We start from the raw sequence: 18570 nt of genomic DNA on the forward strand, positions 1-18570 counted from the left end.
AATCATGCATTTTTGGCGCTTCAGCGACGCGACAATCCGCTTCACATCCCTGTCATGTCGGGCTTACAGTATCCGTGCCGTTCGGGTCTAGAACCAAGGAGGTGAACACGTGACGGTTGCCGTATCTCCGGATGGGCTTCCAGCACTGGTGCTGAATGCGGATTACCGTCCGCTCAGCTATTACCCCTTGTCGCTCTGGTCGTGGCAGGACGCCATCAAGGCGGTGTTCCTCGACCGGGTGAACATCGTCGCCGAATACGAGCACGCCGTCTCCTCGCCGACCTTCTCGATGAAGCTGCCGAGCGTTGTCAGTCTTAAGGCCTATGTGAAGCCCTCCAGGCACCCGGCCTTCACCCGCTTCAACGTCTTCCTGCGCGATCGCTTCCAGTGCCAATATTGCGGCACGCCGGAGGACCTGACCTTCGATCACGTCATTCCCCGCCATCGCGGCGGCGCGACGACGTGGGAGAATGTCGTTGCCGCCTGTTCGCCGTGCAATTTGAGGAAGGGCGGCATGATGCCGGCGCATGCCAAGATGTGGCCGCTGCAGAAGCCTTTCCAGCCGACGGTGCACGATCTGCACAACAATGGCCGCCTGTTCCCGCCCAACCATCTGCATGAGAGCTGGATGGATTATCTGTACTGGGATGTCGAACTCGAACCCTGAGATCGTTCGAGAATTCGGGAGGCTGGCCGTCTGGAGCAATTGTCTGCGATTCCGGCCTTCGCCGGCCGAAGCACTCGTGGTGTTCGTGGCGGTTGAGGCTACGGTCGGCATAGGCCGGTGCTCACGGGTTCCTCAGACCATGATAATCTGACGCTCCCCGATATCGCGGGCTCAGTCGCGCTCACTTATCAGCGGCTTCGCGCTTAAGGACCGGCTTCCCCCACTCCGTCGCTGCTTCGCACCTTCCTCTCCCCCCTCCGGAGGAGAGGAAGGGAGCCTCTCTTAGAGGAGTCCTGGCTACAACAGGCTCGCGCCCTTCCTCCACCCCGTCGATCGGGGGAGAGCGACTATCTGGGGTGTCAAGTTGCACTCGCGAACTCGTTGCGCGCATCGCGTGCTTTTGCATTGAGGATGACGAGGAGTTTTCTGGCGAGTGCGATGCGGATGAGCATTTTTGGCTTTCCCGCCTGTTGCAACCGTTGAGCGAAAGCTTTGAGATTGGGATCGAATTTGGCCACGATGGCTGCGACGATGAAGAGGATGCCACGCGGCCCGGCGCGTCCGCCGCGCACATGCCTGTTGCCGGTGCGCTTGCCGCTATCGTTGGCGAAGGGAGCGAGGCCTGCCAGCTTGGCGATGGCCTTGTTGGACATGAGGCCGATCTCGGGCAGTTCGGCCATCAGGCGGGCGACGGTGCGTCCGGCCACGCCCTTCAGCGAACGAAAGGCCTGCTCCAGCCTGGCCCACAGCGGATCGTCATCGATCATCGAGGCAATCTCGCCTTCCAGGCGCCGTTGCTCGCGCTTGAGGAAGGCCAGCATCGCCTCGATGCTGGCGCATACCTCGGCGTCGCGTGCGGCACTTCTACGCTGCTTGTTGATGGTCGCATCGCCGACAATCTGGCAAAGCCGGCCAACCAACGCGGCAAGCCGCTGCTGGGCGGCGCTTGGCGGTGGCGTCGGCACAGTGTTCTTGACTGCGCCGTAGTGGGCGATGACAGCGGCGTCGATCCTGTCGGTCTTCTCAAGATAGCCCATCGCCTCGGCGAAACGGCGCACGCTCTTGGCATTGACCACGCCGCACGGCATGCCGTGCGCCCACAAGAGCATGAATCCCAGCCGTTCATAGCCGCCCGATGCCTCCATCACCGCAAGGGCTGCGTCATGGCTGCGGCAGAACAGCCAAAGAGCTGCGATCCCCGCCGCGTCGTTGGCGAAGCGCGCTGCCGCTCCGCCAGGCCAGACATGCGCGTCCAGCCAATCTTTCGAAACATCAACTCCACAAATAATCCTTGTTCACGGTAACCTGCCTTGTGCGTACGGTTGGAACCAAGCGACTGTTCGGTCGTGCGTGATGAAGGCGAAGATCCCAAGCTCTCCCGCGGCTGTAACCTCAGGTGGTACGGGCGACTTCGCCAAGCCAAGGTCCGGGCGGCCACCCGGACCTTGGCTCAATCGCTCTAATCCCACGAAATCTCTCTCGTGTAGATACAAGGTGGCTCGGCGAAGCCGAGACGGAGTGGGGGTCGACTTGGCTCGGATGTCGAAAGCTGCGCCTATCCGACTCAGCCCGGCGAATTTTTGCGCGAACTCTGCGTCGCGCCGTTCAATCGAATTGGCTTAGTCGCGGGTGAGGGCGCCGCGGAAGGCGACGGCGGCGAGGATCAGGCTGGCGATGGCGTTCCAGCCGGCCAGCGACAGGCCGAGGATGCGCAAGGCGGCCTTGTCGCAGGATGGCGGCACGAATTTGTCGAGCGCGTCGAGCACGCCCTTGCCGCCGGTGTCGACCGGCCCGGCGCCCGCCGTGCAGTCGGTCGGGCCGGCCCACCACTGCCATTCGACACCGGAGTGGTAGACGCCGAGATAGAGGCCGTAGAGCATCAGGATGCCGCCGACGGCCAGCAGGCCGCGCGTCAGCCAGCTGGGTGCGTGCAGCATCGACGCAATCACCGCCAGCACCATCAGCGGCACGCCGATATAGTAGGGCGTGCGCTGTTCGAGGCAGAGGTGGCAGGGGATGTAGCCGCCGAGATACTGGAAGCCGAGCGCCGAGCCGACGGTGGCGGCCATGGCGACGGCGAGGAACAAGGCGGTCAGCGTGCGCTGGCGTCCGGTGTCGGCATTCATGGTCGCTGTCATTTCAATCGGTCCGTCCGGCTCGCAATGGTAATGTTCAGAACGCGTATTTGACCAGGATATAGAGCAAAATCAGGGCAACCGCGCCGGCGCCGGCGATCAGGCCGAGGCGCTTTTCGATGAATTCGCGGATCGGTTCGCCATAGCGGCGCAGCAGCCAGGCGAGCAGCAGGAAGCGGGCGCCGCGGGCCACGATCGCCAGTACGATGAACAGCAGCAAATTGACGCCGATGACACCGGACAGGATCGTCACCACCTTGATCGGCGGCAGGTGGGCGGCACCCGATGTGATCAGCATCAGGACGATGAAGCCGACGCCGGCGCCCGCGCGCAGTTGCTCGAACTCGTCGTACTTGCCGTAGAATTCGAGGATCGGCCTGGCGACCGCGTCATAGGCATAGTGGCCGATGAACCAGCCGGCGATGCCGCCCAGCACCGAGGCGACGGTGGCGATCAGCGCATAGCGGTAGGCGCGGTCCGGCCGCGACAGCGCCATCGGCAGATAGAGCACGTCGGCCGGCACCAGGAACACCGAGCTTTCGACGAAGGCGATGAAGGCCAGCCACCATTCGGCGGATTTGCGGGCCGCCAGCGACAGGGTCCAGTCGTAAAGTCCGCGAAGCATCGGCACTCCTAATGCGTGTCGTTCAATTGCAGGCAGGTTGGGGTGTAACGGCATGCACAGAACAAAGACCCAGCGCACGCCATCCGTCCCCGCAGACGTGCCGCGCTTTGATGCGCCGCCTGTCTAGAAAGATTTTCCGCGCTGCACAATGGCAGCCCCGTCACGAAATCGAAAGGCGCAGTTTGGTCGCATCCGAGGCGACGAGGAATTGGCCAGTTGACGAACAGGCCTCCAACCGTATAGTCCCGCGCCATCCAGGCCGCCCGGCCTGAGCCCCTATGGCGGAATTGGTAGACGCGCTCGACTCAAAATCGAGTTCCGCAAGGAGTGCTGGTTCGATCCCGGCTAGGGGCACCACCCTTCGCTCTCCGAGCTTCGGGTGGCGGGCCACTCGAAGTTCAATAGACGAAGGGCGTCACGGTCGCTTTGGTTCCCGATACGTCTCAGCAGGCGATCAACACGCTTTGCGCGCCACGCTGGGGTCGCCGTCATTGGCTGGGCCGATCTCGCCAGCTGCCAGCAATTCGTCGAATGTCCGTTCTAGGTCGGCGCTGTCATCGGCTGCCGGTCCGCTGGGCGGATCCTGGCGTGTCAGCGTTTCCAGCCTTTGGTGAAGCTGGCGGTTCTCGTTGCGGCAACGGGCATGCGCGAGTTCGTCGGTCATGCCGCGCAAGCGGAGATCGGCGAGTTGAACCTTCACCGCGCCACAGTCCCGGCGCGCCGCGTCGCGCTCCTGGCGTAATTTCGCAATCTCGGTTTCCGAGGTTTGGCGCCGATGCTCGGCCACGTCCTCGGCGCGCTGCCCGGCGCTCGGCGTTGCGCGGACCACGCTTTGATCGGGGGCGCTGCGCTGGAGCAAGCGCAACCTCTTTTCAAGTTCCACGGCCCGTTCCTGCGCGGCGGCGGCGCAATCGCCGAGAACGCCGCGCTGATGCTCGACCGTGGACAGCCGCGCCTGCAGGTCCTGCTGTACAAGCATCTGCGCAGATAGTTTGCCGGTCAGTCGTTCGTTGTGGAGCTGATAGTCCGCGACCTTGGAACGAAGCAGCATGGCGGCCTGTTGCAAGCTGGCGAGCCGCGATGCAACGTCCTCACGCGCCTGCTCGGCGGCTTGCCTGGCCATGGTCTCGTCGCGGAGTTGCCCCGACACGCGCGCCAGGTTCCGTCCCAGGCGCTCGACCTCGACATTCGCTTCGAGGAACCGTGTTGCGCGCTGGCCGGCATGCCTATCCGCCTGCGCAATGGTCTGCCGTGCCCTGTTGAGTTGGACCTCCAGGTCGGCGATGGTCTTGCTTGCGATCGATAGCTCGCGCGATTTTCGCCCAAGCTCTTTCGAGGTGCGATCCTGCAAGCGTTGCAGCTTCGCCACCTCTTCCTGCAAGTCCCATTTGTCCGTATCGGGAGCGTCGGCATCGTGCGTTTGCGCATCGAACCTGGCCACATAGTCCTCAACCAACGACCACGCCAAGTCGTCATCGTTGGACAAGAGCGAGGAGCCGCGCATGGCGTGGGCCTGACTCGAGCCCGTCCGGGCCGAAGTCGAGCCGAGGGAGGCGGCCAGCGTGTCTGACTGGGCCAATCCGGTCACGGGCTCCTCTTCGAAGAGAGGCAAAGCTTGATGCGTGGCGGCTCGGATGCTTCGAATCAGTTCTTCGAAGTCTTCGTCGGCCCTTCGGACAACGGCGCTGTCGTTCGCACTGATGTGCCGGGCGCCGTTGGCCTCATGATTCAGCGACATTTTTCTCTCATCGCGGACCGAATCACTAGACTATCGTGCATCAAGCACAAGAATGCGAGTAGATCTTGCCGGGTTTCACCGGAAAATTGCTGCAAGAAATCTCGTTTTTTTGAAGCGGAAGTCGATCTTAGCGCTTGCCTCTTGGGCAATCGAAGTAAAGTCCCGGCCACCTCTGTGTCAAATATTGCAGCGAAAATGTGCCATCCTTCCAGAACCGCACCCTTGCCTTTTCTCAGCGCCGCCCCAACAAGCTCTTCATGCGGTTGCGCAGCAGGCGGGCCATGTTGCGGGTTTCGCGGTAGAGGTGCAGTTGCGAGGCGGCCTGGCGGGTGAGGCGGTCGGCGTCCGGCGTCAGGCCGATCACCAGCGTGCCCATCGGCTTGCGCTCGGCCCATAGCCGGCTCATCACCGGATGGTCGGGCACGGCGCAGGAATCGGTCATCATGATGTTGGGATCGTCGAGATGCTGCCTGGTCACCTCGATCATCAGCAAGGTGCCCGGCGAATAGCTGGCCAGCGTCTCGTCATAGGCGGTCTTCCAGGTGTAGGCGATGCCGGCTTCGACGAAGACGATCAGGCAGGCAATGGTGCGGCCGTCGAGCGTCAGCGAATGGATGCGGCACATGTCCTGCTCGGCCAGCCGGTGCACGGCCTCGCGGGCGAAGGCGGCGCGGAAACGGTCGATCGCCATGGCGGTGCGTTCCCGGCCCTTCCAGCCGGCCGCCTCCAGCGTCAGGAAGTTCTCGATGGCGTGGCGGATGTCTTCGGGGCCGCGCGCCACGACATGCTCCAGCCTGCCGAGGTCGCCGAGGCGCCGCTTCAGCCGCCGGAACTCGCGATAATGGTGCGAACGCAGCGAGGCCTTCAGATAGTCATCGCCGTCGCGCTCGCTTTCCAGCGCCGGGCGCAGGGTCTGGCCGGTGGTGACCAGCATCAGGCCGCGCGTCTCGGCCACGGTGGCAAACAGGCTCGCCACCGGGCCATCGAGCCGGACATCGGGCAGGACGAACACTTTCGGCAGCTTGAGATGCGGGCGCGACAGCATCGAGAAGAAATCCTCGACGACGCCCACCGGGTCGTCGCGGTCGACCAGCGGCGTGCCGAGCGGACCGAACGGGCTCGACCATGTGCGCATCACCGGCACGCCGAGCGGCACCACCGGCCGTTCCACCGAGAACGGCACCAGAAGGCGCAGCCGGTTGCGGTATTCGTCGCCGTCGCGGATGACCGCCAGCCGCACCTCGCGATCCTCCAGCCGCGGCATGGCGGGCGCAAGGAAACGCGGGTTGAAGAACACGTTGGGCTCGACCGTGCGGGCGCAGAGATAATCCAGTTCCTCGACCAGGTCGAAGCCGGCGGATGCCGGGTAGATGGCGAGCTTGCGCTCGGGCCGGTTGTTGGCGAGAATCTCGATATGGGCGGGGTCGGCGTCACGGGTCAGCCCGGCAAGGCCCGACACCATGGCGCCGGCGGTGCCGCCGCTGGTTTCCTCAAGCAACGGGATGGCAGCCATCACGCGGCTCCTTTCGCAGGCACGAAGATAAGCATGACGATGCCGAGCTTGCGCCACACCGTGAAGGACAGCGCGCCGGCTTCGAAGATCATGGCAAAGGCGGTGGCCATGGCCGCGCCCCACAGGCCGAACATCGGGATCAGCATCACGTTGAGGGCGATGTTGAAGGCCAGCGTCATGGCATAGACGGCGGCGCAGATGTTCTGGTTGCCGCTCATCGTCAGCAGGCTTTCGCAGGGGCCGACGGCGGCGCGCGCCGCGACGCCGAAGACGAGCAGGAACAGCAAGGGATAGCCGCTGCTGAATTCCGGGCCGAACAGCACCAGCATCGGCTCGCCGAGCGCCAGCACAAGCAGCGCCATCAACAGCGAAGGCCAGAACGTCCACGACACCGTCTCGCGGGCAAAGGCGGCGAGCCTTTGCGGGTCGCCATGGGTGAACTGGGCGTAGCGCTGGGCAACGCCGGCCTTGACGGCGAAGTAGACGAAATGCACCAGCGCCAGCGTCTTCACCGTGGCGAAATAGACGGCGACGTCATTGGGGTCCATATAGGCGCCGACCATCAGCACGTCGGCATTGGTCAGCAGGAAGAAGAAGCTCTCGACCAGGAAGATCGGCAGCGAGACGATGAACCATTGCGCGAAATGGACCTTCATCGGCCCGGCCGGAATCTGCCGTTCCATGCGCTGGGTGACACCGATAAGCTGGCCGAGCGTTGTGGCGTAGGTGGCGGCGATCGAAGCAAAGATTGCGGTCCTGGCATCGGGTGCGTAGCCCGCCAACAGCATCAGCGCCATGAACAGCAGGATCAGCACCGGTCGCACCAGATAGGTCGGCGACAGGGCAAACAGCGCCCAGCTGTTGGCGCGTGCCAGGCCCGACAGGAGGTCGGACATGGCGATCATCGGCAGGCAGATGACGCCGAGGATGAACGGGATCACATAGTAGCTCTCGATCCAGGGTGCCGCCAGCCAGACGCCGAGCGCGCCGAGCCCGGCAATCAGCGTCGAGGCGATCAGCACGAACAGACGGCTGGCCAGCACGATGCCGCGCAACTCGTCCATCAAGCCGCGCTCGCGGTATTCGGGAATGTAGCGGATGACGGAGGTGTGGAAGCCCAGGCAGGCGAGATTGCCGACGATGACCATCGTCACCCAGACTAAGACGAAGATGCCGTACTCGAACGAGCCCATCCAGCGTGCCATCAGCACCTGGCTGACGAAGGCAATGACGGCGCTGACGATGCGGACCGAGAAGGCGATGACCGACATGCGGCTGGCCTCGCCGCGCTCGTCGGCGGTGAACAGCACGGCATCGATGCGGCCAAGCAACGGCCCCATGCGCAGCGCCCAACGCTGCGGCAAGAACCGCCCGGCAGTCGTGGCCGCGGAAAAGCGCACCCCGATTTCTCTCCGTTTTCCGCTTCTTTTTCAGGCGTTGGTGTAGCGGAGACACATTAAGAAACGGTTGGGTGAGAAGTTCCTTCGCCCCGTCCCTATACGGGGAGAACGTGCCGGCAGGCGGGTGAGGGGCGGCGCAGGCGTTTGAGGTTGCGCCGCTGTTTCATCATCGCCGAGGCGCGCAGCACGGAGACGTTGCCGATCAGGATAGCACCCGGCTTTATCGCAAGATCGTGCCTCAGATGGTGCCTTGGCTGCCAGAGGATGAGGCCGCGCAGCTGAAGTTCGAGTTCGAGGCGGCTTAGTCGGCGGGACAGCGCCCCCCTCTGGCCTGCCGGCCATCTCCCCCTCAGGTGGGGAGATTGGCAAATCGCGAACGTCGGCACTCCAGCCCCTCGCTATCGCTCCGGGCGTTCGTCGTTCGAAAAGCCAAGCAATTGGCTTTTCGTCCGTTACGCGGACCACGCCTCACCCCCGTGAACGGGGAAGAAGGAAAAGCGCCCCTTACGCAAACGCCCCGTGGCAATGCTTGTACTTCTTCCCCGATCCGCAGGGGCAGGCTTCGTTGCGGCCTACCTTGCCCCAGGTGGCCTGGTTGTTGGGGTCGCGGTCTTCGGGGGCGACGATTGCGGTTGTCTCCGGGCGGACCAGGAGGGCGGTTTCGCCGCCTTCGAAGTCGTTTTCGCCGGTGGTGCCGTCGATATGGGTGCCGAACATGTCGGGGGCTTCCGGAGGTGGCGCTTCGGCGGCCTGACGGACCAGTTCGACGCGCATCAGCTGCGCGGTGACGGCCTGGCGCAGATTGCCAAGCATCGCCTGGAACAGCTCGAACGCCTCGCCCTTGTACTCCTGCAGCGGATCGCGCTGGGCGTAGCCGCGGAAGCCGACGACCGAGCGCAGATGGTCGAGATTGACGATGTGTTCGCGCCACAGATGGTCGAGCGTCTGCAGCACCACCGAGCGCTCGACGTAATTCATCACCTCGGGGCCAAAACGCTCGGCGCGCTCCTTGGCGGCGGCTTCGGCGGCCTGCGCGATGCGCTCGCGGATGTCGTCCTCGGCGATGCCCTCTTCCTTGGCCCAGTCCTCGACCGGCAGGTCGAGGTTCAGGAACTCGGCGATCTCGGCCTTCAGCCCGGCAACGTTCCACTGCTCGGCATAGGCGTTTTCGGGAATGGCCTTGGCGACGATCTCGTCGATGACGCCTTCGCGCATCTCGGCGATCGTTTCGGAGAGGCCTTCGCCGTCCATCAGTTCGATGCGCTGCTCGAACACCACCTTGCGCTGGTCGTTGGAGACGTCGTCATATTTCAACAGGTTCTTGCGGATGTCGAAGTTGCGCGCCTCGACCTTCTTCTGCGCCTTTTCCAGCGCCTTGTTGATCCACGGATGGATGATCGCCTCGTCTTCCTTGAGGCCGAGCTTCTGCAGCATGCCGTCCATGCGCTCGGAGCCGAAGATGCGCATCAGATCGTCCTGCAGGGACAGGAAGAATTTCGAGCGGCCGGGGTCGCCTTGTCTTCCTGAACGACCTCTAAGCTGGTTGTCGATGCGGCGCGATTCGTGGCGTTCGGTGGCCAGCACATAGAGGCCGCCGGCGGCCAATGCCTTTTCCTTCAGCCGCTCAATGTCGGCAATGATTTCCTTTTCCCGCGCCTCGCGTTCGGGGCCGGCCGGCATGTCGCCGAGCTCTTCCTCGATCCGCATCTCGGCATTGCCGCCGAGCTTGATGTCGGTCCCGCGGCCGGCCATGTTGGTGGCGATGGTGATGGCGCCGGGCTTGCCGGCCTGGGCGACGATCGCCGCCTCGCGCTCGTGATGGCGGGCGTTCAGCACTTCGAAATCGGTAAAACCTTCCTTGCGCAGGCGCTCGGCCAGCTGCTCGGACTTTTCGATGGAGGTGGTGCCGACCAGCGTCGGCTGGCCCTTGGCGCTGGCTTCGCGGATCTCCCTGACGATCGCCTTGTATTTCTCCTCGACCGTCCGGTAGACCTCGTCGTCCTCGTCGATGCGGATCACCGGCAGATTGGTCGGGATCTCGGTGACTTCGAGGCCGTAGATGTTGCCGAATTCCTCTGCCTCGGTCAGTGCCGTGCCGGTCATGCCGGACAGCTTCTTGTAGAGGCGGAAATAGTTCTGGAAGGTGACGGAGGCGAGCGTCTGGTTCTCCGGCTGGATCGCCACATGCTCCTTGGCTTCGAGCGCCTGGTGCAGGCCTTCCGAATAGCGGCGGCCCGGCATCATGCGGCCGGTGAACTCGTCGATGATGACGATCTCGCCGTTGCGGACGATATAGTCCTTGTCCTTCTGGAACAGCCGGTGCGCCTTCAGCGCGTTGTTGACGTGGTGGACGATGGCGACGTTCTCGACGTCGTAGAGCGACTCGCCCTTGAGCAGGCCGGCGTCGCGCAAAAGGTTCTCGAGCTTCTCGGTGCCTTCCTCGGTGAAGATCGAGGTCTTCTGCTTCTCGTCGATCTCATAATCCTGCGGCTGCAGCTGGATGATGAAGGTGTCGATGGTGTTGTACATTTCCGAACGGTCCTCGAGCGGACCGGAAATGATCAACGGCGTGCGTGCCTCGTCGACCAGGATGGAATCGACTTCGTCGACGATCGCGTAATTGTGACCGCGCTGCACCATCTGGGCGCGCTCGTATTTCATGTTGTCGCGCAGATAGTCGAAGCCGAGCTCGTTGTTGGTGGCGTAGGTGACATCGGCGGCGTAGGCGGCGCTGCGCTCCTCGTCGGATAGGCCGTGGACGATCACGCCCACCGAGAGGCCGAGGAATTTGTAGACGCGGCCCATCCATTCGGAGTCGCGGGTGGCCAGATAGTCGTTGACGGTGACGACGTGGACGCCCTTGCCGGCAAGCGCGTTGAGGTAGACCGGCAGCGTCGCGACCAGGGTCTTGCCCTCGCCGGTGCGCATCTCGGCAATGCCGCCATTGTGCAGCACCATGCCGCCGATCAGCTGGACATCGAAGGGGCGCATGCCGAGCACGCGGCGCGCGGCCTCGCGGGCGGTGGCGAAGGCCGGCACTAACAGGTCGTCGAGCGTGGCGCCGTTGGCGATGTCCTGGCGGAATTTCGCGGTGCGGCCGACCAATTCCTCATCGGAAAGCGCCCGCATCTCGTTTTCCATGGCGTTGATCGCCTCGACACGGGGCCGGGTCGATTTGACCCGACGGTCGTTGGAGGAACCGAAAACCTTACGGGCGAGACCGCCGAGACTGACCATCCAATGGTCCTTTCGATAGAATTCTCAATCTTGAGATGAGCGCCGGGCGGCCCCATCAATTCCACGTGAACGTGGACAAACACAAAAAGCGCCCGGAAAACGGTTCTGGACGCAAAGTCGTTGGACAGATAAGAGGGGGCTCAACTGATGTCAACGCCGCGCTGGCCCTGCTGGCTGCGCCAAATTCCGCCACAATCTGGCCGATCTGGAAGCACCCCTCTTAACAATCCCCACCGGAGTCCCCCTATGTCCCTGTTGTTTCGCCGCGCGTCGCTCGCCAGCCTTGGCTTGGCCGTCGGCCTGTCGGCCCTTTCGCTCTCGCCTGTGATGGCGCAGCAAACCGCTCCCGCTCCGGCGGATGCAGCAGCGCCAGCCACGGCACCGGTCGATCCCAATAAGGTTATCGCCACGGTCAACGGTCAGCCCCTGACCGAAGCAGATCTGGTGCTTGCCGAAGGGGAATTGTCGCAGCAGTTCGCACAATTGCCGCCCGAGCAGCGCCGTGCCGCCGCCCTTTCGGCTGCCATCGAGATCCGCGTCATGGCCGCCCAGGCGGTCACCACAGGGCTCGACAAGGATCCCGACTTCCAGCGCCGCATGGCCTTCCTGCAGCAGCGCGCGCTGCACGGCGAGATGGTCGAGAAGGGTGTCGTCGACAAGGTCACCGACGCCGAGGTCCGCGCCCGCTACGACCAGGAAATCGCCAACACGCCGCCCACCAACGAGCTGCATGCCCGTCACATCCTCGTGAAGACGAAGGAAGAGGCCGAGGCGATCATCAAGCAGCTCGACGGCGGCGCCGACTTCCAGAAGCTCGCCAACGAGCACACCAGCGATCCGTCAGGCAAGACCAGCGGCGGCGATCTCGGCTGGTTCGGACCTGGCCAGATGGTGCCGGAGTTCGACAAGGCGGCCTCCGCGCTCGAGGTCGGCAAATACACCGAGCAGCCGGTGCAAACGCAGTTCGGCTGGCATGTCATCAAGCTTGAAGACAAGCGCACCAAGCAGCCGCCGGCCTTCGACGACGTCAAGGACCAGGCCAAGCAGGCGGTCATCCGCGACAAGTATTTCGCGCTGGTCAAGTCGCTGCGCGCCGGCGCCAAGGTCGAGATCCCCGACGCCAACCTGAAGAAGGCGGTCGATACGCTGGAAAGCGCCAAGTAAGACTGGCAGCTTTTTGAAAAGGGGCGCGGCAGCCAGGGGTTGCCGCGCCCTTTTTCATTCATTGCCGTCTTTACGAAGCAGGCGCCGCTATGCCTCGCATCACGTAGTTGACGGCCTTGCCGATGGTCGCTTCGTCCTCGTCGAGCCGGTTGGTCAGCAGATGTCTCCAGGCGAAGGAGGCGATCAGGTCGGCGACAACAGCTGAATCGATTTCGGCCGGGATTTCGCCCCTTGCCTTGGCGCGTTCGATGATCTGGGCGGTATGGGACCGTCGGCCCAGTGAGTAGTCGGCAAGGGCCGCGGCCGCGGTCTCGTCCGACTGTGCCTCGGCGATCAGCGACCGGAACACGCTTCCCGACGATGTCTCGCGCCAGTGGGCGAACAGGTTCTTCAGGAAGCCGACGAGATCCTCCTCCAACACCCCTGTATCGGGGACATCGACGCGCTTCTGGCGCTGGTAGACCTCAAGCAGCAACGCCGCCTTGCTCGGCCACCAGCGATAGATCGTGGGTTTGCCGGCGCGGGCCCGCCGCGCCACCGCCTCGATCGAGAAACCGGCATAACCGGCTTCGACCAGTACGGTCTCGGCGGCTTGGAGAATGGCCTCGGCGCTGTCGGGATTGCGCCGTGCACCGATCGATCTGCGCGCCGGATCGGCGTCCTCGGCCATCTCTGTCGTCCTCGCCAAACACTTCGCCGGCAATATAGGTGACCCGACGCTCAAACGAAACGGCGCGTTTTCAAGCTTCTGGAGACTGGCTAGTCGGGGCAGGGGTTGGTCGTTTTTCTGGAACTTACCGGCGTCTTGGTTGGCGAGGCCCCAAAAGCAAAACCCGCCGGAGGCGGTTCACTGGCGCAAATCAGCACCATGGACGAAAATGTAGCATAGCTGCTCTCACCCTGTCAAGAATAAATTCCTACTAACATGAACGCGGCCGGCGCAAACTGGCTGACACCGCCGGACCGGCCGTCGGACGATGTCTACTGCATGGGCTTGCGACGTCTCGGAGCCCTGCTCCCAGGGGCGAGTTCGAGCTCCCGGACAAGAGCGACGAAAACGCCCTTGCGCCGGCGCGGTCTATCGGGCAAACCGGCCTTCCCTTGCGATTTCCCGCCCGAGGCCTCCATGTCCACGACGATTTCGCCGCTTGCGCCGAAGAAATACCCGAAAATGCCAGAAATCGAGGGGGTGCGCATCGCCACCGCCGAGGCCGGGATAAAGTACAAGGGCCGCACCGATCTTTTGACCATGGTCTTCGATGAAGGCACTGCGGTCGCCGGCGTGTTCACGAAATCGAAATGCCCCTCGGCGCCGGTGGATTTCTGCCGGCAGAATCTCGGCGCGGGCAAGGCGCGGGTGCTGGTCGTCAATTCGGGCAACGCCAACGCCTTCACCGGCAAGAAGGGCCGCGAGTCGACCGCACTGACCGGCGAGGCGGCGGCGAAGGCGGCCGGCTGCACGGCAGCGGAGGTTTTCATGGCCTCGACCGGCGTCATCGGCGAGCCGCTCGACACCAGCAAATTCAGCCATCTGCTCGCGGGGCTGGTCAGCAACGGCAAGCCCGAGCTGTGGACCGAAGCGGCAAAGGCGATCATGACCACGGATACCTATCCGAAAGTGGCGACCGCGACCGTCAAGCTCGGCGACACCGATGTCACCATCAACGGCATTTCCAAGGGCGCCGGCATGATCGCGCCCGACATGGCGACGATGCTCTCCTTCATCGCCACCGACGCGCCGATCGCCGCCCCTGTCCTGCAGGATCTGTTGTCGCGCGGCACGGCCAAGACTTTCAACGCGGTCACCGTCGACAGCGACACCTCGACCAGCGACACGCTGCTGATCTTCGCCACCGGCAAGGCCGCCAGGCGCGGCGCGCCGGAGATAACCGATCCCAAGGATGCCCGTCTCGGCACGTTCCGCCGGGCGCTCGGCAAGGTGCTGAAATCGCTGGCGCTGCAGGTGGTGCGCGACGGCGAAGGCGCCCGCAAGCAGGTCGAAGTCACCGTCACCGGCGCCAAATCGGCGCGCTCGGCCAAGCGCATCGCGCTGTCGATCGCCAATTCGCCGCTGGTCAAGACGGCAGTCGCCGGCGAGGACGCCAATTGGGGACGCGTCGTCATGGCCGTCGGCAAGGCCGGCGAACCCGCCGATCGCGACCGGCTGTCGATCTGGTTCGGCGACAACAGGCTGGCGCATGAAGGCGAGCGCGACCCCGGCTATTCCGAGGCCGCGACGTCGGCCTACATGAAGCGCGACGATATCCGCATCCGCGCCGATATCGGCATCGGCCGCGGCAAGGCGACGGTGTGGACCTGCGACCTCACCAAGGAATATGTCGCCATCAATGGCGATTACCGGAGCTGACGGTTTTGAGCTCCAGGCATCCGGCAAGCATGCTGGCGATCGTGCGCCGCTACGAGGCGGCCGGCTTTCGCGCCTGGCCGGCGGCCGCCGTCCACTATGACGGCACCTGGGTGGTGCGGCTGACCGCCGGCCATCCGGCCAAGCGGCTGAACTCGGTCAATCCGCTCGATCCCGGCGACATCCAGCACATTGCCGACCGTATCGGCCGGGCCAGCCGCCGTTTCGATGCCTATGGCAGGCCGCTGACATTCCGCATGTCGCCGTTGTCGGGTCCCGATCTTGCCAGTCATCTCGACCGTGAGGGATGGAGCCGGTTCGACGAGTCGCTGGTCATGCGGCTGCCGCTGGCCGATGCGCAACTCGACGCTGCCATGGACCAGATCCCGCTCAAAGACATCAGCCGCTTCATCGGCGCGTCGCTCAAGGTCAGCGGTTCGGATGTTTCGCTGCGCCCCGGCCTGTCGGAGATCATCGGCGCCATCCAGCCCGAAGCCGGGCTGTTCGCGCTCGAAGATGGATCAGAAGCGCTGGCGACGCTGATCTGCGTGCATGACGGCGATCTCGCCGGCCTGTTCGAGGTCGCCACCGACAAGTCGGCACGCAACAGGGGCCACGGCCGCAACCTGATCCTGTCGGCACTGAAATGGGCACGGCTGCGGGGCGCACGGGAAGCCTGGCTGCAGGTCGAGGCCAACAATGTGCCGGCACTGGCGCTCTACCATTCGCTCGGCTTCGAGGAAGTCTATCGCTACCACTACCGGCGGCCGCCGGGTCATGAATGATGTCGTGACCGCCGGCAAGCGCCTGCTGCTGGTCGCCGCCTGCGCGCTGGTCGATGCCGACGGCCGGGTGCTTCTGGCGCAGCGGCCTCAGGGCAAGCAACTTGCCGGGCTGTGGGAGTTTCCCGGCGGCAAGGTCGAGCCGGGCGAGACGCCCGAACAATGCATCATTCGCGAACTGCATGAGGAAATCGGCATCGAAACCGACATTCCGTGCCTGGCGCCGCTCACTTTCGCCAGCCATTCCTACGACGATTTCCACCTGCTGATGCCGCTGTTCATCTGTCGCCGCTTTCGCGGTATCGCGCAGCCCAGGGAAGGGCAGACGCTGAAATGGGTGCGGCCGAAGCAGATGCGCGATTACCCGATGCCGCCGGCCGATGAGCCGCTGATCCCGTTCCTCATCGATCTTCTCTGAGGCTCCCGTCCGGCCGGTTCCTGGCCGAGGCGTTGTATCAGCCAGCATTAATGGAAGATTTATCTCGTCGTGAAAAATTGAAGCATGGCCGTTCGCGGCCGAGCCGTCGATTTGCCGGGGAGCGATAGCATGAGCCTAGACAGGGATTGGGACTCGATCAGGCCCGAGCGCGGCTTTCGCGCCGCCGATGCGGGCATGGGCATATTGCGCATAACGCTTCTGTTCGGTTCGGCCGCGGTGGCGCTGGCGCTGATCGCAACCCCTTTCCTCGACAGCCAGACACGCTCGCTGTCGGCCCGTGACGGTTTCGGCGGGCTCGACATGGCGGCCACAGGCTCGATCGGCCATCGCGAAACCTACACGCTGCGCCGCAGCGTGCTGCAGCCGCAGCCGAGCTCGGTCTGCATCATCAGGTCCAATGGCCGGAGCAGCGGCGACTGCTGACATGGTTAAGAAATTTCGCAAAGGCGGCGGTTTCACCGCCTGTTAAGCCTTTGCCGTTAACCTTTCTTAACAGGTCGGCTGTAAGGTCCCGGACAGAGGGGTTGAGGCCATGAAAGCAGTGCTGCTGGGTTTTCTGAACGACGAGACCGGCGCCACGGCCGTCGAATATGGCGTGATCATCGCCGTGCTGTCGCTTGCCATCGTCGGCGGCATCGGTGAGGTCCGCGACGGGATCATCTGGCTGTTCAGCGACAACAACAGCAAGCTTGCGAACGCTTTCGCACCCACTCCCTGATCCGGCTTTTCCGCACCCTGGGGCAGGATCATTGCCCGTCGGGCGCCTCCAGGATTGTTTTCAGCGAGACCTTGGCCGACCCTGGCTTCAGCGGTTTTTGCTGCGAAGCGTCGGGCGCCCAGCCGGACATCCAGACAATCGAGAAACTTGCCCTGACGCGGCCGTCGGGGTCGGAAAACCGCTCGGCGTAGATTTCCGCCGCGCGGGCAAACAGCTTGCGCGAGCCCGGCCGCCGGCTGCGATCGGTGAGCGCATTGGTTTCGCCCATGGCCCGCAAATCCGCCATAAGATTAAACAGGCTGGCATAGCGCACCGTCACCGTCTCGACGTCGGCGACCGGCAGAGCGAGACCGGCGCGCTGCAGCAGCGCACCGGCATCGCGCACGTCGGTGAACGGGGCGACACGCGGGCTGGCGCCGCCGTAAAGCTCGGTCTCGGCCGCAAGCAGGCTTTCGCGCAATTCGAAAAGCGTACCGGCGCCGGCAAAGGCGCCGAGGAAAAGCCCATCCGGCCGCAACGCACGGCGGATCTGGATCAGCATGCCTGGGATGTCGTTCATGGCCTGCAGCGACAAGAGCGACACCGCCAGATCGAGGCTTTCCGGCTCGAACGGCACGGTTTCGAGCGGTGCGATCAGGCCGGCATCGCCACCGCTCAGGAAAGCCGTATCCGTCTCGACGCGGACAATGTCGGCGACCTTGCCGCTTTCAGCGAGCGTTTCGGCCGCCGCCGGCGTCTGGCAAAACAGCACGGCCGCCTTGCCGAACCGGCGCTCGACGGCGCCCAGCCGGTCGGCAAGGTCCTCGGCCGTGCGGCGCATGAGGAAGTCCGCGCCGTCGACCGGACGGGCAAGCGCGCGCCGCTTGTGCGTCAGCCACAGAGAGGTATCCATTATTGGCTGCAACGGGCAGATCCTTTGTTTGTCCACGCTCCGAGATCGTTGATATAGTGGCGCGCAGGAGCAACCACGTGGCCGATCCAATGCCCAAGATCAAGTCCATCGGGATCACGAACCTGGCCCGGTCGGTTGTCGGCTGGCCGGCGCGGATGCTGTTTCCGCCGGTCTGCGCCGGTTGCCGCCGGCATGTCTCGCAACCGGGCGTGCTGTGCGGCGCCTGCTGGCCGAAGCTCAGGCTGCTGGAGCGGCCATGGTGCCCTGTCATGGGTACGCCGTTCACCCACCATATGGGCGAAGGCTTTCTGTCGGCCGAGGCGATTGCCGATCCGCCGCCTTTCGAGCGGGCGCGGGCGGCGGTCGCCTATTCCGGCGTTGCGCGCCAGATGGTGCAAGGGTTGAAATACCAGGATCGCACGGATCTGGCACCTTGGATGGCGCGCTGGATGATGCGTGCGGGTGCCGATCTCATCGCCGAAGCGGATGTGGTGGTGCCGGTGCCGCTGCACTGGCGGCGGTTTTTCAGGCGGCGCTTCAACCAGTCGGCGGAACTGGCAAGGGCGGTCTCGGCACTTAGCGGATTGCCCTTCGCCCCGTCGGCGGTGCGGCGCGTGAAACTCACCCGCCAGCAGGTCGGGCTGGAGCGCGGCGAACGCGAGGAGAATGTGCGGGCCGCGTTCCGGGTGCCCGCCGAGGCGGAAATCGAGATCGCCGGCCGCAGGGTACTTTTGATCGACGATGTCTACACCACCGGCGCCACGGTGCGTTCCGCCACCAAGGCGCTGAAAAGGGGAGGTGCGGCCGCCGTCGACGTGCTGACCTTTGCGCGTGTGTTGCCGGGGGACTTTCGGGCGGACGAGTCCGCGACTATATAAGTCGGCAACGAACAGCG

Annotated in this window: 17 protein-coding genes and 1 tRNA gene; 9 read left to right on the plus strand and 9 right to left on the minus strand. The window is 64.2% G+C overall.

Annotation, left to right across the window (positions count from 1 at the left end; all coding sequences use genetic code 11):
• Window positions 1–109: 109 nt before the first annotated feature.
• Entirely contained in the window at window positions 110–667 is a 558-nt protein-coding gene (locus MESCI_RS07895) for an HNH endonuclease (RefSeq protein WP_006328497.1), read from the plus strand.
• Window positions 668–1026: 359 nt separating this feature from the next.
• Here the strand turns inward: MESCI_RS07895 and MESCI_RS07900 are convergent, their stop codons facing one another.
• From MESCI_RS07900 to MESCI_RS07910, 3 genes are all read right to left on the minus strand, one after another.
• Entirely contained in the window at window positions 1027–1956 is a 930-nt protein-coding gene (locus MESCI_RS07900) for an IS110 family RNA-guided transposase (RefSeq protein WP_164920015.1), read from the minus strand.
• Between the two features lie 330 nt (window positions 1957–2286).
• Window positions 2287–2805 (minus strand): disulfide bond formation protein B, encoded by a 519-nt coding sequence (locus MESCI_RS07905; RefSeq protein ID WP_013529434.1) that lies wholly within the window; start codon window positions 2803–2805, stop codon window positions 2287–2289.
• Between the two features lie 34 nt (window positions 2806–2839).
• The gene (locus MESCI_RS07910; RefSeq protein ID WP_013529435.1) at window positions 2840–3427 is read right to left on the minus strand and encodes a YqaA family protein; all 588 of its coding nucleotides are present in this window, start codon (window positions 3425–3427) and stop codon (window positions 2840–2842) included.
• A gap of 272 nt (window positions 3428–3699) precedes the next feature.
• Between MESCI_RS07910 and MESCI_RS07915 the strand changes: the two genes are divergently transcribed.
• Window positions 3700–3784 (plus strand) — tRNA-Leu (locus MESCI_RS07915).
• Between the two features lie 97 nt (window positions 3785–3881).
• Here MESCI_RS07915 and MESCI_RS07920 read toward each other — a convergent pair.
• The 4 genes from MESCI_RS07920 to secA all read right to left on the minus strand — a co-directional run bounded on the left by MESCI_RS07920 (window position 3882) and on the right by secA (window position 11315).
• Window positions 3882–5165, minus strand: coding sequence for a coiled-coil domain-containing protein (locus tag MESCI_RS07920; RefSeq protein WP_013529436.1), 1284 nt, complete (start codon window positions 5163–5165; stop codon window positions 3882–3884).
• Between the two features lie 232 nt (window positions 5166–5397).
• Complete coding sequence (locus MESCI_RS07925) at window positions 5398–6678, minus strand: GNAT family N-acetyltransferase (protein WP_013529437.1); 1281 nt, start codon at window positions 6676–6678, stop codon at window positions 5398–5400.
• Window positions 6678–8078, minus strand: a complete 1401-nt coding sequence (locus MESCI_RS07930) for a lipopolysaccharide biosynthesis protein (protein ID WP_013529438.1) — start codon at window positions 8076–8078, stop codon at window positions 6678–6680. Before MESCI_RS07930 ends, MESCI_RS07925 begins: the two co-directional genes overlap by 1 nt.
• 504 nt (window positions 8079–8582) lie before the next feature.
• Window positions 8583–11315 carry a preprotein translocase subunit SecA gene (secA, locus tag MESCI_RS07935; RefSeq protein WP_013529439.1) on the minus strand — a complete coding sequence of 911 codons (2733 nt, stop codon included), beginning with the start codon at window positions 11313–11315 and terminating at the stop codon, window positions 8583–8585.
• Between the two features lie 246 nt (window positions 11316–11561).
• On the opposite strand from secA, the gene MESCI_RS07940 reads away from it, so the two are divergent.
• Window positions 11562–12479 (plus strand): peptidylprolyl isomerase, encoded by a 918-nt coding sequence (locus tag MESCI_RS07940; RefSeq protein ID WP_013529440.1) that lies wholly within the window; start codon window positions 11562–11564, stop codon window positions 12477–12479.
• Window positions 12480–12549: 70 nt separating this feature from the next.
• On the opposite strand, the gene MESCI_RS07945 is transcribed toward MESCI_RS07940, so the two are convergent.
• Window positions 12550–13149, minus strand: coding sequence for a TetR/AcrR family transcriptional regulator (locus MESCI_RS07945; RefSeq protein ID WP_013529441.1), 600 nt, complete (start codon window positions 13147–13149; stop codon window positions 12550–12552).
• A 456-nt stretch (window positions 13150–13605) separates the two neighbouring features.
• On the opposite strand from MESCI_RS07945, the gene argJ reads away from it, so the two are divergent.
• The 5 genes from argJ to MESCI_RS07970 all read left to right on the plus strand — a co-directional run bounded on the left by argJ (window position 13606) and on the right by MESCI_RS07970 (window position 16783).
• Window positions 13606–14847, plus strand: a complete 1242-nt coding sequence (gene argJ, locus MESCI_RS07950) for a bifunctional glutamate N-acetyltransferase/amino-acid acetyltransferase ArgJ (RefSeq protein ID WP_013529442.1) — start codon at window positions 13606–13608, stop codon at window positions 14845–14847.
• 29 nt (window positions 14848–14876) lie between these two features.
• Window positions 14877–15629 carry a GNAT family N-acetyltransferase gene (locus MESCI_RS07955; protein ID WP_013529443.1) on the plus strand — a complete coding sequence of 251 codons (753 nt, stop codon included), beginning with the start codon at window positions 14877–14879 and terminating at the stop codon, window positions 15627–15629.
• On the plus strand, window positions 15622–16044 hold the full coding sequence (gene mutT, locus MESCI_RS07960) for an 8-oxo-dGTP diphosphatase MutT (RefSeq protein ID WP_013529444.1): 423 nt from the start codon (window positions 15622–15624) through the stop codon (window positions 16042–16044). Before MESCI_RS07955 ends, mutT begins: the two co-directional genes overlap by 8 nt.
• A gap of 129 nt (window positions 16045–16173) precedes the next feature.
• Window positions 16174–16488, plus strand: a complete 315-nt coding sequence (locus tag MESCI_RS07965; protein WP_013529445.1) for a hypothetical protein — start codon at window positions 16174–16176, stop codon at window positions 16486–16488.
• Between the two features lie 109 nt (window positions 16489–16597).
• Entirely contained in the window at window positions 16598–16783 is a 186-nt protein-coding gene (locus MESCI_RS07970) for a Flp family type IVb pilin (protein ID WP_013529446.1), read from the plus strand.
• Between the two features lie 28 nt (window positions 16784–16811).
• Here the strand turns inward: MESCI_RS07970 and MESCI_RS07975 are convergent, their stop codons facing one another.
• On the minus strand, window positions 16812–17687 hold the full coding sequence (locus tag MESCI_RS07975) for a methyltransferase domain-containing protein (protein WP_013529447.1): 876 nt from the start codon (window positions 17685–17687) through the stop codon (window positions 16812–16814).
• A 65-nt stretch (window positions 17688–17752) separates the two neighbouring features.
• Here MESCI_RS07975 and MESCI_RS07980 point away from each other — a divergent pair, with 65 nt between their 5' ends.
• Complete coding sequence (locus tag MESCI_RS07980) at window positions 17753–18553, plus strand: ComF family protein (RefSeq protein ID WP_013529448.1); 801 nt, start codon at window positions 17753–17755, stop codon at window positions 18551–18553.
• Window positions 18554–18570 lie beyond the last annotated feature (17 nt).

Origin of the sequence: Mesorhizobium ciceri biovar biserrulae WSM1271 (assembly GCF_000185905.1) — a bacterium.
GTDB lineage: Bacteria > Pseudomonadota > Alphaproteobacteria > Rhizobiales > Rhizobiaceae > Mesorhizobium > Mesorhizobium ciceri.

Coding starts and splice junctions, on each gene's coding strand:
- MESCI_RS07905 (WP_013529434.1), bottom strand. CDS start 2,805: ATGACAGCGACCATGAATGCCGACACCGGACGCCAGCGCACGCTGACC.
- MESCI_RS07910 (WP_013529435.1), bottom strand. CDS start 3,427: ATGCTTCGCGGACTTTACGACTGGACCCTGTCGCTGGCGGCCCGCAAA.
- MESCI_RS07920 (WP_013529436.1), bottom strand. CDS start 5,165: ATGTCGCTGAATCATGAGGCCAACGGCGCCCGGCACATCAGTGCGAAC.
- MESCI_RS07925 (WP_013529437.1), bottom strand. CDS start 6,678: ATGGCTGCCATCCCGTTGCTTGAGGAAACCAGCGGCGGCACCGCCGGC.
- secA (WP_013529439.1), bottom strand. CDS start 11,315: ATGGTCAGTCTCGGCGGTCTCGCCCGTAAGGTTTTCGGTTCCTCCAAC.
- MESCI_RS07940 (WP_013529440.1), top strand. CDS start 11,562: ATGTCCCTGTTGTTTCGCCGCGCGTCGCTCGCCAGCCTTGGCTTGGCC.
- MESCI_RS07945 (WP_013529441.1), bottom strand. CDS start 13,149: ATGGCCGAGGACGCCGATCCGGCGCGCAGATCGATCGGTGCACGGCGC.
- argJ (WP_013529442.1), top strand. CDS start 13,606: ATGTCCACGACGATTTCGCCGCTTGCGCCGAAGAAATACCCGAAAATG.
- MESCI_RS07955 (WP_013529443.1), top strand. CDS start 14,877: ATGCTGGCGATCGTGCGCCGCTACGAGGCGGCCGGCTTTCGCGCCTGG.
- mutT (WP_013529444.1), top strand. CDS start 15,622: ATGAATGATGTCGTGACCGCCGGCAAGCGCCTGCTGCTGGTCGCCGCC.
- MESCI_RS07965 (WP_013529445.1), top strand. CDS start 16,174: ATGAGCCTAGACAGGGATTGGGACTCGATCAGGCCCGAGCGCGGCTTT.
- MESCI_RS07970 (WP_013529446.1), top strand. CDS start 16,598: ATGAAAGCAGTGCTGCTGGGTTTTCTGAACGACGAGACCGGCGCCACG.